Source organism: Nitrosomonas sp. PY1 (assembly GCF_022836435.1).
GTDB lineage: Bacteria > Pseudomonadota > Gammaproteobacteria > Burkholderiales > Nitrosomonadaceae > Nitrosomonas.
This window is the reverse complement of record NZ_BQXC01000001.1, coordinates 2,277,747-2,291,916: the sequence shown is the minus strand read 5'-3', so window position 1 is coordinate 2,291,916 and position 14,170 is coordinate 2,277,747. Positions and strand designations below refer to the sequence as shown.

The following is a 14,170-nucleotide window of genomic DNA, read 5'->3' as shown; positions in this document are numbered from 1 at the left end:
GTATAAGTTTGTATGCTGTTCCCTATCAGGACCTACAGAAATGAAGGTAATGATTGCCTAATGTTGTTTCAGCGTATTTGGTATTTATTCCAATTGAAGATTTTTTCAATAATCTGAAGAATATGGTCGTAATCAAATGTGCGTTTCAATTCAAGTGAATGAGTAGAGTTTTTATGAAAGAGAAACCATTACAAGATCGAGGCCACTATCGCGTGAACCCTACCAGCAAGAATGATAGAGGCAATCGGAAATCATCCACAAGCAGTTTACCCGATTTATCATGGAAACGTTTTTTTGGGATTACTCTGGTTTGGGTCTTTATAGGACTGGTTTTTCTGGTAATTTTCCAACGTTATCAGTCGTTGTTGGAACTCAATTCTCAAACTGCTCAGTATGCGGATTCCAAAAAACTGATACCGCAAGCGTGTGGATTGTTGCCGCCGAATGGGGCAACTTACCTATTTGATCCATTAGCGATCAATAGAACCGATGTGCTTTACTCGGGATTGAGAATAGAAAATAAACATGATCATCCCATGGTGGCGATACTGTTTGATTCAGCGAACGCTAAAAAACTTCTGGCGCTATCGATTGCAACAGGAAATTCCAGTCAAATCGCTGTACCGGTTGGTCAGTATGGCATGCAAGTTTTGCTGGGATCCAGTTGGTGTAACCTAGAAACGGGTTTTTCTGACGGAGCTACTGTGACAGTAGAAGGTGGAATTTCAGTGAATGCTGACGCAACGACCTCGATGCAGTTCAGCGGTTCGGGTATTCGCCCTGTCCGGCTTGATCTTGCTTACAATATGTTACCGATAGATCTTCAGCATTTAGAGCAACCGTTGGAAGTCATTGGTAATGGAAAGCTTGATCTACAGCAAACACGCGATGGCCACTATTTTAGCTCGGGAACTGTCAATGGAGTGCCTGTCGTGTTCATGATAGATACTGGAGCAACCGTTGTATCGGTATCAGCAGAGATTGCGTCACGTGCGGGTATACAAAAGTGCACGAACCAGAAAATGACGACCGCAAATGGTATCGTCAGCGCTTGTAAAGCCATTGTGCCTGAAGTCACCTTCGGGGAATTCAGGTTGACCAACGTGGAAGTCATGGTCATGCCGAATCTGCCTGGGAACCCGCTCTTAGGCATGAATGTGTTGCGCAATTTTCATCTTGAGCAGGTCGACCGAACCATGAGAATTTCTACACGCTAAGGGCATTCTCGGGTGGAGAAGACTTCTGCCCTCGATTCATGCGTGACTGGAAATTTGGTTGAGAAATATTTTGGTTTTGGGATCGCTCAAAATCATTCCGTCAAGATAAATTCGGTGCCCGTGCATCGCGGTTTCCCGTACTCATACTGTAATGCTTGAAACGAGTTCTTTCCTATACTCGAATCAGTAATTTTTTAGCAGACAATAATGTCGTATTTTCCTGAGCCATCGATTATTTGTTAGAATATAAATCAATGTTATCATGATGATTATTGCCAATAAGCAAGATTACTCGACATTGTTTAACAGATTATCGGATAAGGTGTCTTATACATTACGTTAGCCGGCAGCAACCGTGTCACTCGAATTCACTCTTGCCGATATTGAAAGAACACGAATAGACAAAGCCGAGCTTGATTCGTTTACTCGGGAAGGTCAGCACTTCGGCGTGGCATTCAATCTCTTTCGTGAGGCCGCCAGCTGTGTCTGCGTTCTGGCGAACGTTTCGGTCGGGCCTACACAGGCGTGGAATGTTGAACAAGCGGTTCTCGGCGGTCATTTGGTCCGCATGTTCAAGCTCATGCGATTCGCGATGGAGGAATCTATTGAGTACCGTGAGGAAATGCTCTCAGTATTGGTTCGATTGTTTGCCGAGTGCGTCATCAACCTACGATATTTGATCCGAGAGTCTTCTCCTGAACTGATCCGCTCCTATATCGCATACTCTCTACAGCACGAGAAGAAACTCGCAGGCCAGATAAAGTCCAACATCAATGTTCGCGCAGGGAAGATCCTTCCGATTGAAGAACGCATGCTCCGCTCAATAACAAGAACATTCGAGAACTCCCTCGTAACAGAAGAAGAGCTTCCGGCAAGGAGGATTCAAAACTGGGGTGACAAAAATCTATTTGAGAAAGCGAAAGATGTGGGGTTAGGGGAGGCTTACCTCGCAATCTTCGGAGGTCCGTCCCGAAATGTGCATGGCGGCTGGCAGGATCTCCTGCACTATCACCTTGAGTGTGACTCACCGGGAATTTTTCGACCAAAGCTCGAATTCATGCAACCCCGCCCACAAGCTATTTACAGCCTCACTTATCTGATCACCAAAACGCTAATCGAGTACGCCGAGCTATTTGATCATTCGAGTCTTCGCCCGGTACTTGACGGGCTCACTGATCTAGATAAGAGGAATCATGCTGCCTCGAATGCGCACGAGGCGTACCTGGTTGCCAAGAATGCCGGCTAACCCATCGATCAACACGGACCTGTGCAATTGGCGCTGCGCACCCCGCTTAACAACGCTATCAATTTTTGATGGCCTCTTTGTCATCGTTTACCTGTGAAGCAAGAGCGGTAGCAAGCTGTTCGAGTTTGTCCAAATCTTCCAGGCCATCGAGAAATCGCTTCGGAATGGCGGAAAAGCCTGCTTGGGCGCCTACAAGCGCACCCGTAAGAATGGCGCGTGCTTGATTCTGCCCACCACCATTGACCGCATGAAGCACGGCGGATTCGAAATCGTTTTGGAAACGAGCGGCAAGATAATAGGCAGCGGGAAGTTGATGATAAATGGCGCAGGGCATGCCATACACAATCGACACTTTCCACGCCGGTTCTATGCGAATATTTGCGTCTGCCGCAGCTTCAGCCATATAGGATGGCGTGAGCAAAGCATCGGGAGAAGCGAATCGCCCGGCACGGGGAGGATCAGGGTCACCCGGGTTAGGCGGTTGAAAATCGCCAAAAGTAACGGCATGAAAAGGCAGCTTTCCAGTTTTTACCAATCGCATTAATTTTCCAGATAATGTTTTATCTAATGCATGCCCTTGCACTAACATACCTAGCACCGCTGCATAGGCTACGGTCATTGAGATTACGGTGTCATCGGTTTGGGTCAGGCGAGTATTGTTTGCGACTATGGTAGCAAGCTCAGTAGGCCGAAATGCGTAGCGAACCGCCAGCGCCAGCGTGCGCTCAATTGCTTCCGTGTCATCCGCGTGCCCGCCGGTTTGTCCCCAAGGTAATTTTTGCTCTACGCGGCGGCGCCATGCTTCCCGGATGGATTGGCTGGTGTAGCCGCCCGGTCCATTCATCGGTGTACCGTCGAGAAACGGAAACAACTCCCCATCCATTCGGCGGCAAAAATCCGCTTCATGATATCCGCCATGTTCGACGAGAGATTCAAGCATAAGAGTGAGGATGATGCCTGCTTGAGAGAGTTGGCCTGCCTTGCGGTCACTATGATATCGACCAGGCTTGGGGTCGGTGTAGTCAGTAATCCATTCCCCATAGTCGCGCCGAAGTTCAGCGAGATCATAATACCAATGAGGGCCGAGAGCCAGGGCATCACCGATAAAAGCACCCATAATGGCGCCGGTGACGCGTTCTTCTTGTGTGATTGTGTTCGTCATGATGATCCTTATTCAATTTTTGAACTGCGGATGGATATTGTTTTCGGAGTAAATTTCCGAGGCTTGGTGGGTTTTGTATGTATTTATTTACTGTATTTCTCGGAATACCGTAAACAACACCAGAATTCTTACAGATAAGATTATAGTAGCTGAAAGCTTGGTGAATTTGAATGTTCTCAAGTTCAATTTCTTTCAGCATATCCGAAAATTCCAGGCCGGGATAGCGCTTGCTTTTAATTCAATCCATCTCATACTAAAGCGGCGATGCCAATGAGTTTTTCCCCATTTTTGCAAAGTATTTCACGGATCATGATACGCCTTACGTGTTTTAATTGATTGAAACTTCGCGCGGTTAAAAATAACATTTTCTGTTGATCAGTCGTGACGCATAGTTAAGAAAAATAGCGGTCATCAATGCTCAATAATTGCTTCAAATATTGGCGCCACAGGTTTTAACAGCTTGACAACCTATTTAATTCTGGATATTTATATTTTTAATAGGTCCAACTAATGGTTGGCGTTTGCGATTGACTATCAGTATCAAGATACGATCGACTGCAAAAGTACCGAATCACTCGTTCTAAACGAAAAGGATTTCAAGTTATGGCGCACGAACATCACGAACATAAGCAGCATGACCACAACCATCACCATCACGCGAATCACCGTGCTATAGCGATCGATCCCGTTTGCGGTATGTCGGTGGATTCACATACAGCGAAGCATCGCGCTGAGCATGATGAACAGAGTTACTATTTCTGTTCTGCCCATTGTCACGATAAATTCGTGGCTGCACCCGCTACCTATTTGTCAGGAAAGACTTCAATCGATGATTCCCCATCCGACGCTATCTATACTTGTCCGATGCATCCACAAGTTCGGCAGATCGGTATGGGAAGTTGTCCGATTTGCGGCATGGCATTGGAACCAGCGGAAGTGTCGCTTGATGATGTGCCTAGTCCGGAACTCGCCGATATGACTCGTCGTTTCTGGATTGGCCTAGTGCTAGCTATGCCGGTTTTTATTTTGGAAATGGGCGGTCATTTAATCGGACTTACGCACCTAATATCCACGCAGACTTCCAATTGGATACAACTGTCATTGGCGACACCGGTTGTCCTGTGGGCAGGATGGCCGTTCTTCGTGCGTGGGTGGCAATCGATCAAGAATCGCGCGCTGAATATGTTCACATTGATTGCGATGGGAACCGGCGTGGCATGGATCTATAGCATTATTGCGACCGTTGCGCCTGATCTCTTTCCTGATGTTTTTCGCAGCAGCGATGGGTCGGTCGCAGTTTATTTCGAAGCCGCAGCGGTTATCACTGTGCTGGTGTTATTGGGTCAGGTGCTGGAATTACGTGCGCGCGAGCGTACTTCTGGCGCGATCAAAGCCTTGCTTAATTTGTCACCGACGACTGCCCGCCGCCTTGTCGATGCCGATAGGGAAGAGGAGATTAATCTGGATCAGGTAGTAGCGGGCGATCGCTTGAGAGTTCGTCCCGGCGACCGGGTGCCCGTCGATGGTAAAGTAATCGAAGGCAATTCGAATATCGATGAGTCGATGGTGACTGGGGAATCCATGCCGATTCGCAAGCAACCCGGAGACCAGGTGATTGGCGGTACCATCAACGGTCAGGGTAGCTTTGTCATGGGTGCAGAAAAAGTTGGGCGTGATACCATGCTGGCGCAGATCGTTCGCATGGTATCGGAAGCACAGCGTTCACGTGCACCGATTCAGCGCCTGGCAGACATCGTGGCCGGCTGGTTTGTACCGATAGTCATTCTGGTCGCCGTGCTTGCCTTTGCCATCTGGTCTGTTTGGGGACCACCGCCAGCTATGGGTTATGCCTTGATCGTAGCCGTTAGCGTGCTAATCATTGCTTGTCCATGCGCGCTGGGTCTGGCGACGCCGATGTCAATCATGGTTGGCGTCGGACGGGGCGCGACCGAGGGTATTTTGATCAAAAATGCCGAAGCATTGGAGCGTATGGAAAAGATCGATACGATCGTGATTGATAAGACCGGTACATTGACCGAAGGCAAACCTCGCGTTACGGAAATTCATACTGCCAGCGAGATCGACGAAGCTGAGTTATTGCGCCTCACGGCCAGTTTGGAACAAGGAAGCGAGCATCCTTTGGCTGCCGCTATCGTAGCCGCAGCCAAAGAGCGCTCGATTGGGTTGACTAAGGCAACCGATTTTGACTCACCCACTGGCAAAGGCGTACTCGGCAATGTCGATGGTCATCGGATTGTTTTGGGCAACACCAAGTTTCTTGCAGAACTGGATATCGATACCCAGGTGCTGGAAACGCAAGCCGATGAGCTGCGTCAGAATGGAGCAACAGTGATCTTCGTGGCAATCGATGGAGCGATTGCCGGTATTGTCGCCATCGCCGACCCGGTAAAGGAATCGACACCCGCCGCTATCGATGCTTTGCATGCCGATGGCATCCGTATTGTCATGCTGACCGGAGACAACCGTATTACGGCTGAAGCAGTCGCTCGGCAACTGGGTATCGATGAAGTGGAAGCGGAAGTGTTACCCGACCAGAAAGCGGCGATTGTAAAACGGTTGCGCGAGCAAGGACGAGTAGTCGCCATGGCAGGGGATGGCGTCAACGATGCTCCGGCTTTGGCTACCGCTGACGTTGGTATTGCCATGGGTACGGGTACCGATGTTGCGATTGAAAGCGCGGGTGTAACCTTGCTTCGCGGTGATCTGCTGGGTATTGTTCGAGCACGACGCTTATCCGAAGCAACCATGCGTAATATTCGCCAAAACCTGTTTTTCGCTTTTATCTACAATGCTGCTGGTATACCGATCGCGGCCGGGGTACTGTATCCATTCTTCGGTATCTTGTTGTCGCCGATTTTTGCTGCGGCGGCAATGGCGCTTTCTTCGGTCAGTGTAATCGGGAATGCATTGCGGTTGCGTGCAGTCAAGTTGTAGCTGATATCAGAAAAGGGGTGATCCGAGATAATGATCACTCTGGATAACAGTAAACATTGAAGGTACTTAGCACATTATTTGCTTTTCCGATTTAAAAATTTTCATAGCGATTGATATCAAAAATACCTGCTATATGAGGCTCGCGCTCTTTTTGCCAGTCGGTGACATCATGCAAAATTTCCCAGAATTGCGGATGCGTGCGCCGTACTCCCCATGTGCTCACAATATGTTCGAAGTGTTTCTCTTTTTTGGCTGCACCAAGTAGTAATGTAAATTCTTCGATATCCGAGTCAGGTACATCAAAAATGAAATTCGGGTAGCTGCCGATAATGCCGGGGTATATTGTTAGACGATCTTTTTCAGGTTGGTATCTCAATTCCTCGCCCAGCATAAATGCAACGTTGCTGTGCGCACGATCCCGCAACAACGTATAGACCGTACGCTTGTCTTGATCATGTTTGACTCGCACGAATGTTACTTCCGGTAATTGGTTTATGCCAGCCAGGTCGGCTGCCGGGCGGGCTGCAATGGTAGACAACGCCCGATCTGCTTTTTGTATCCAAAGTGGCTGATCTGGGCGGATACAGTTCATCAATTGACAACGATTGATAGGATCGCTTGCCATTGCATTAACGGATTCAAAACGTTGGAGCAACCGCGATGCAAGCTCCCGCTTTGGGTTTTCAGTTGTGAAACGCTCCGCCGAAGGTGATGTGTCGTCCACGTCTTCGTAAAAAATGCCAAATTTCAATTTACCCGAATCTTGATACCAGTCATGTAGAATGGCCGTGCGTTGACCATTAGGCATGAAGCGCAAAAAATTTTGTTCCGAACCGTTGCGGATCAGATCGAAATACAGTCTGGTCAACAGTTGATGCGCGACATTGCCGAACACGTTGTAATTTACCGCCAATATGTAGTAAGTGCGCTCCAACAGCGGATAATCCATGAGCCATAGCGTTTGAGGAATATCTCCGATCAGTCCCCTGGCAACCGAGGCACTATTGTAGTGACGGGTAATGGTTAGTAACGCATCGGTATTTCGACCGTCGCCGTTCCAGACATGATCCAGCGATGCGCCATCGGGGTATTGCAATACATACTGACTGCGGCGCTGCGCCAAATACTTGTTGTGATGCTCGAGATACCGAAACCATTCTGTATCCATCGCTAGCAGATCGTCGTTTTGTCCAGGCATCTCCAATAACGGGATAGCTTGATGTTGATAGGCATTATCGGTGACAAAAGGATCGGATTCCGGGTTCTGGAATAAAACCCAGAAACGGTCGCGTAGCACATCGGTGGCGATCTGGCCGCGGCATACCGGCCCGTGTATGACATTTCGCACATAATATTCAGCATTGTCCAGCATGAAGCGATAACGGGCATGTGCCGGAATAGCCGCAAACGTTGCAAACGGATTCACCCGTTCAGCATAGCTATACCCCGGTAAGTCTTCCAACGGCCAATCCTGGCTGAAAAATAATTCATCGATGCGGCGTTGCTTAGCCTGGCTAAGCGGATACGGAATTCGTCGCTTGTGCAGAATGCTGCCGGAAATCGGGCGTATACGATAAAAAAACGGTTGCTCAGGATCGTCATTGGGAAATACGGTAGGGATCGGAATGATTTCCCTGCCGGGCGGCGTCAATGAACGGACCATCTCAAAAAAACGCAGATCTCCATTCAAATCCGGAAAATACAGCGTTGCCATGAATAAGTGCTCATACAGCCAGCGCATCACTAGCTTACCGCGATTATCGTCGCGATTGAAAAACGACTCCCACTGCTGGAGTGACTCATTCTCATCATCGGTAAGCGTAATGGGCTCATCGGTAATCACCGCGCCTTGTTTGACCCATCCGGCCAGTAGTGCATATTCTTGATCGCTCAGACCGGTAACTGCAAAAGGCATGCCTCCGTATGGATAATCACGCGCATAATCGGAAAATTTCTCGCTGGAAGCACATTGATTTTTTCGAGTGATGCCCAGTTCAATCGATTCGGGTATTTTACTGTTGGGAGGAAGGGGATAATGTTTCGCCAACGATATCATTCTCGCTAACAAAGGTTCGGATTGTGTATCGTCAGATTGCAAAACCGAATGAAAATCGCGTTTGCGCCACCCGGAAACAGTCAGTTCGTCAATGCCCAATCGGGTTGGTGACATGGCCTCAGTCCGCGCTCCGCCATAGATCGACTCACGAAAGGCGCCACGCAACAACCCTTCGGCGTTCTCTAGCTTTAGCTGGCATGGCGCATCAAAACAACTATGACACGACAAACACTTTGCTTCGACGATGGGTCGAATTTCTTGTGAATAAGAAACCGCACGTTCAATAGGTGCCGGCAGTACTGCGGGAGCAGGAATCTGATTGCTACCAGAAACCGTATCTAGATAGTTTTGACAAGCAGACAATACAAAAAACAAAGCTATGATGGGTATATATGGATAAACTGCTCGCATGAATAAAAAAACATCATTCAAATAAATTGAGAAGATTTTACTAAATAACGAATCGTTTCGCAGTGCGATCTATAGCATATTACAGATCGCTACACAACTGCGTAAATTTGACGAAACCTTTGCAAATCCACTCGCTGCCTAAACACATAGATTCCATTTTTGACAGCGATGCCTTTATGATCGGGAATGCAATTATCTATTCCGGCATAATCAGGTATATATTCAGGTATGATCAAAACCGACGCTATCCAAATAACGCCTGAACTACTGGCCTTACTGTCTGAAATAGACGAGTTTAAGGGCGCCTGGCGCGCCCTTGGCACTTTGGCACCGGATCGGTTGAATGCCCTGCGCCGCATCGCCACGATTGAAAGCATCGGCTCTTCAACGCGTATTGAGGGTAATAAGCTCAGTGACCGCGAGGTTGAACACCTGCTTGGCAAGCTGGAAATCAAGAAATTCGAGACACGCGACGAGCAGGAAATTGCTGGCTATGCCGAGGCCATGGAAACGATTTTCCAGGCCTGGCAGGATATTCCCATCACCGAAAACCATATCAAACAGCTTCACCGCGACCTTCTGCGCTACAGTGAAAAGGACGAACGGCACAGGGGCGAATATAAAACCCTGCGCAATGATGTGAGCGCTTTTGACGCAGACGGAAAAATGGTCGGTATCGTGTTCGAGACGGCTACGCCGTTCGATACACCGCGCTGGATGACCGAACTTGTTACCTGGCTGCGCGATGCCCGTGAGCTGAAGCGCATTCACCCCTTGCTGATGATTGCCGTGTTCGTTGTGGTGTTCCTTGAAATCCACCCGTTTCAGGACGGAAATGGCCGCCTGAGCCGCATTCTCACAACCTTGCTCTTGTTGCAGTCCGGATATGCTTATGTGCCGTATTCGTCGCTCGAAAGCGTGATTGAGAACAGCAATGAGGGGTATTATCTCGCCTTGCGTCAGACCCGAGGCACAATTCGCAGTGAAGCCCCGAATTGGCAACCCTGGCTTATGTTTTTCATGCGGGCTTTGCAGCAGCAGAAGCGCCGCCTAGCCACGAAAGTGGAGCGCGAAAAGAACGCCCTGGCCGTCTTGCCCGAATTGGCCGTCAAAATCCTGGATTATGTGCGTGACCATGGCCGCGTCGCGACCCGCGATATGGTGCGCGAGACAGGCGCAAGCCCGAACACATTGAAGGCAACTTTTGGCTCATTGGTGGAAAAAGGCTTCCTTGTCCGGCATGGCGGTGGGCGATCTACATGGTACAGACAGTCATAAGAGATATCAGAATTAAAGTCGGTATGTTTGACACAAAAAGAAGGTTTAAATGCCGGTCTTGAAATGGTGGATGGTGACACGACTGCTTGTTCTATCCCTGGTAGACTGAGGTATGCTGGACTATGCGCAAGCTGCGCTTCCTTGATGAACGAATGCAGGCGCAGTTTTCGTTTTAACTAAAAAGGGAACAGAAAATGACACAATCCGCCCAAAACCTTCATGTAACCATAAAAAACTGCAACAGCATCAAGTGTGCTGAGATAAGACTTGTTAAAGGAAGTCTCAATATCAAGTTCGGCTCTAATGGGCTTGGAAAAAGCACAATAGCCAAGGCTATTGTCGCAGAAATCCGGAAAGACGGAACGCTAGAACAACTTGTTCCGTTTAAGAATAGGGGAAATGCGAATGCGGAAAAACCAATGGTTAGCGGCGTCGAAGGTCTTTCTTCGGCACTTGTTTTTGATGAAGAATATGTAAACCAATTTGTATTTCAGCAGGACGAAGTCATAAAAAATAGCTTCGATATTTTTATAAAAACAAAAGAGTATCAGGATTCAATGACTGAGATTGAAAAACTTTTTGAAGGCATCAGAAAGACTTTCTCTTCTAATGCTGAGATTGAACAAACAATCAAAGACCTAAAAGAGCTACGCGATGCTTTTGGCACCCCCAACAAAGACGGGTCGCTTCCAAAATCGAGCAAGCTAATTAAGGCATACGGCTCAGGAAACAAAATAGAAAATATACCGGATTCACTAAAGCCATTTGAAACATTTATCAAAAGCCCTGATCCGTCAAAATGGATAGGTTGGCAAATTAAAGGCAATGAGTTTCTTAAGCTGGGCGACACTTGCCCCTATTGCTCAACGGCACTTCCACCAGGGCCGCAAAAGGAAACCGCGTTAGCTGTGGCGAAGGAATATGATGAAAAATCTGTAAGCCACATGAATACGCTCAAGGCGATTATAGAGCGATTGGGAAAATACTTTAGCCAGAAGTGTCAGGAGAATCTTGATAAAATTACCAAAGCAAAGATTGAGCTAACAGCCCCAGAGAGAAGTTTTCTGAGCGGACTTAAAGGAAACATTGATGCGCTAATCGAGAAGTTAGAGGGGCTTCGCACAATCTCGTTTTTTACGTTGCGTGATGTGGACAAGATTGAAGATGAAATTAAGCTCTTGAATATCGATCTTGGCATGATTGATACATTGGATTCTGAAGAGACACGCAAGGTGATTGATCCAATCAACTCGCAGCTCGAAGAGCTGCTGAAAGAAGTAGGAACCCTTAAAGGCAGAGTGAACAAACACAAAGCAAAAATTGCAAAGACGATTGATGATAACCAGGAAAGCATAAATAACTTTCTGAAATCGGCAGGGTACAAATACTCTGTATTGATCATGCCTGAGCCAGATTCTTATAAGATGAAGCTCACACATGATGACCTAAATCAGCACATTGAATCAGCGTCAAAGCATCTAAGCTATGGCGAGAAGAATGCGTTTTCACTGGTTCTTTTTATGCACCAGATGCTATCAGAGAACCCAGATATTGTTGTTCTTGATGATCCGATTTCATCGTTCGATAAAAATAAAAAATTTGCGATCTTGCATGAATTGTTTCGAGGAAAAGCAAGCCTGAAAGGCCGCACAACCATCATGCTAACGCATGACATCGAACCAGCTATTGACGCTATTAAAAGCACGGCGAAAGTATTTCAAAGCTCACATTCAATAGCCTCATTCCTCACGTCAAAAAATGGAAACGTAAAGGAAATACCGATACGCAGTGAAGACATTAAGACATTCGCTGTAATCTGTGAAGAGAACATTGCCAGACTCACAGACCCTATCCTTAAATTGATTTATTTGCGTCGCTACTACGAAATTCTTGCCGAGAAAGGCTTGGAATATAATTTGTTGGCGAGCCTTTTTAAGAGGCGGCAAAACCCAACAGTGCGATTAACAAATGACGATGTTGAGATGACGGCTGAAGAAATGAATACTGCGCAGAACAAGATCAAGGCGCGAATTCCTGGTTTTGATTACGATGCGCTCATTCAGGAAGTCAGTAACGCGGAAACTATGAAGGCAAAATATTATGCCTCTCAGGTAGGGTATGAAAAAATACAGCTATTCCGTATCATCAGAGGAACACATGACAATCATGTCATCACAAAATTCGTCAACGAGTCCTACCACATTGAGAATGAATATGTCATGCAGTTGAATCCGCACGAATTTGAAAGCATTCCTGAATATGTTATCGACGAATGTGACCGACTGCTCGGAGGGAATGGGCAGAGCGCTTGAATTAGGGGATCAGCACTTCTCCCTGCCCCAAGCGTAACCATACAATTGAATCGCCCTGGTTTTCCGGAGATAAAATGATTTGAGAGGAGAGAATCAAATCGATCGCATTGAAGATTGGCTGTACAGCGGAAACATTGCGAACCTGGGTAAGAAGTGCAGAGATGGATCAGGGATGTTGATACCGGTTAAATTGGCCGCCCTTTACGGTTTAATTTGTCACCCCAGAAAGTTATACCTGCTAATACCATAAACTTGGTTGATATAATGATTTATCCTCTTTGATAATTGCTCATTACCATTTTCCAGATTTCCCACATAATCTCCATTTGAGTTTTTTGCATCTTCAGTATCTGGTTTGGCAGTATATTCATCCTTCAGTCTTCTGTCGCTCCAATCAGGTATGCTGATTTGAACAAGTATCGCGATTCCTGGTGTGCTATCGATGAAACTGAATTTACCATTTTGGGAGCGTGAATTAATTCAATGATCGCCAGTTATTAGAGCGAATTGGAAATATTTCACCGGATGAATCTGAAATGACATATTATCGCCAACTGAAAGAACCAACTCATGCGGTAGATTCTTATTCATAACCTTCTGAAAATCAAATACGACTCAAACAAGTATTTTGCGAGAGTTTTTTTCTTTGTAAAATGATGAAGGTTTTTCAGCGATTTTATCTGGGTTAAAGATGCTCTGATTTAAATTGCAAAGGGAAAGCTTCAATTACTTTTATATTTCAATATTCTAAACATAACAAGGATAATCAATAATGAAAATAGCTTCTTTGGCAAATATCGTGAATAAAATAAATCTTAATTTTTTGATTTTTGTTTTGGTATCAGTAGTTTTGATTCCGGCATCCACAGCTTTTGCGGATAGCGCGAGTGAAAATATGAAGATCCTGCAAGAAAAAATTAGTGCTGACAAAAAATTATTGGTTGCAGAGAATATGGATTTAACAGATGCTGAAGCCAAGGGCTTTTGGCCAATCTATGATGCCTACCAAAAAGATTTGCAGAAGATCAACGATCAATTGGCTAAGGTAATAAATGAATACGCTATCATTTACAATGCGAATACTTTAACCAATGAGAAAGCTAGGCAATTACTTGACGAGGTATTTAAAGTTGATACAGCGGAAATTCAGCTAAAACAATCGTACGTTCCCAAACTTGCCAAAGTTCTTTCCGGTGTAAAAACGGTTCGGTATATTCAAATAGAAAATAAAATCCGGGCTCTTGATCGTTATGAAATTACTAAAATGATTCCATTAATGGTAGAAGGTAAACCTTATTAAGATAGGTTTTCTTGAAGCAAGTAATCGACAGTATGCGGAACTTTCGGAATTCAAAGTTGCATAATATGAGATAAACTTTATTGACGGTTCTTGTCAATTACACAATTTCTTATTGAAACAGCAGCTAACAAAAGAATGAGAAAGAAAGTGTAGTAAATAGAACGGTGTTAGCGGGTAGAACGGTAATTGAGTAGAATGGTTACCGTGAGAATCGTTAGATTGTGAAATCTTGT

General features: G+C 46.2%; 8 protein-coding genes. 6 read left to right on the top strand and 2 right to left on the bottom strand.

The genetic code is table 11. From position 1 onward, the window contains the following. The first annotated feature begins 158 nt into the window (after positions 1-158). Together W03_RS10625 and W03_RS10620 are read left to right on the top strand one after the other, a co-directional pair. Positions 159-1,217 carry a TIGR02281 family clan AA aspartic protease gene (locus W03_RS10625; protein WP_244073138.1) on the top strand — a complete coding sequence of 353 codons (1,059 nt, stop codon included), beginning with the start codon at positions 159-161 and terminating at the stop codon, positions 1,215-1,217. A 355-nt stretch (positions 1,218-1,572) separates the two neighbouring features. Further along, complete coding sequence (locus W03_RS10620; RefSeq protein WP_244073136.1) at positions 1,573-2,463, top strand: DUF5677 domain-containing protein; 891 nt, start codon at positions 1,573-1,575, stop codon at positions 2,461-2,463. Between the two features lie 58 nt (positions 2,464-2,521). Here the strand turns inward: W03_RS10620 and W03_RS10615 are convergent, their stop codons facing one another. Next, positions 2,522-3,625: an ADP-ribosylglycohydrolase family protein gene (locus W03_RS10615; protein WP_244073134.1), complete on the bottom strand. Its 1,104-nt coding sequence runs from the start codon at positions 3,623-3,625 to the stop codon at positions 2,522-2,524. A gap of 603 nt (positions 3,626-4,228) precedes the next feature. Between W03_RS10615 and W03_RS10610 the strand changes: the two genes are divergently transcribed. Further along, a complete protein-coding gene (locus tag W03_RS10610) occupies positions 4,229-6,580 on the top strand; it encodes a heavy metal translocating P-type ATPase (protein WP_279600074.1) in 2,352 nt (783 codons plus the stop codon). A 91-nt stretch (positions 6,581-6,671) separates the two neighbouring features. Here the strand turns inward: W03_RS10610 and W03_RS10605 are convergent, their stop codons facing one another. Further along, entirely contained in the window at positions 6,672-9,068 is a 2,397-nt protein-coding gene (locus W03_RS10605; protein WP_244073133.1) for a fatty acid cis/trans isomerase, read from the bottom strand. A gap of 207 nt (positions 9,069-9,275) precedes the next feature. Between W03_RS10605 and W03_RS10600 the strand changes: the two genes are divergently transcribed. The 3 genes from W03_RS10600 to W03_RS10590 all read left to right on the top strand — a co-directional run bounded on the left by W03_RS10600 (position 9,276) and on the right by W03_RS10590 (position 13,937). Further along, positions 9,276-10,325 (top strand): Fic family protein, encoded by a 1,050-nt coding sequence (locus W03_RS10600; RefSeq protein ID WP_244073131.1) that lies wholly within the window; start codon positions 9,276-9,278, stop codon positions 10,323-10,325. A gap of 194 nt (positions 10,326-10,519) precedes the next feature. Beyond that, complete coding sequence (locus tag W03_RS10595) at positions 10,520-12,637, top strand: AAA family ATPase (protein ID WP_244073129.1); 2,118 nt, start codon at positions 10,520-10,522, stop codon at positions 12,635-12,637. A 772-nt stretch (positions 12,638-13,409) separates the two neighbouring features. Then, on the top strand, positions 13,410-13,937 hold the full coding sequence (locus tag W03_RS10590) for a hypothetical protein (protein WP_244073128.1): 528 nt from the start codon (positions 13,410-13,412) through the stop codon (positions 13,935-13,937). Positions 13,938-14,170: the final 233 nt, after the last annotated feature.

Excerpts from the sequence above, each read along its gene's own strand:
- W03_RS10615 (WP_244073134.1), bottom strand. The coding sequence starts at position 3,625 with ATGACGAACACAATCACACAAGAAGAACGCGTCACCGGCGCCATTATG.
- W03_RS10595 (WP_244073129.1), top strand. The coding sequence starts at position 10,520 with ATGACACAATCCGCCCAAAACCTTCATGTAACCATAAAAAACTGCAAC.
- W03_RS10590 (WP_244073128.1), top strand. The coding sequence starts at position 13,410 with ATGAAAATAGCTTCTTTGGCAAATATCGTGAATAAAATAAATCTTAAT.
- W03_RS10625 (WP_244073138.1), top strand. The coding sequence starts at position 159 with ATGAGTAGAGTTTTTATGAAAGAGAAACCATTACAAGATCGAGGCCAC.
- W03_RS10600 (WP_244073131.1), top strand. The coding sequence starts at position 9,276 with ATGATCAAAACCGACGCTATCCAAATAACGCCTGAACTACTGGCCTTA.
- W03_RS10610 (WP_279600074.1), top strand. The coding sequence starts at position 4,229 with ATGGCGCACGAACATCACGAACATAAGCAGCATGACCACAACCATCAC.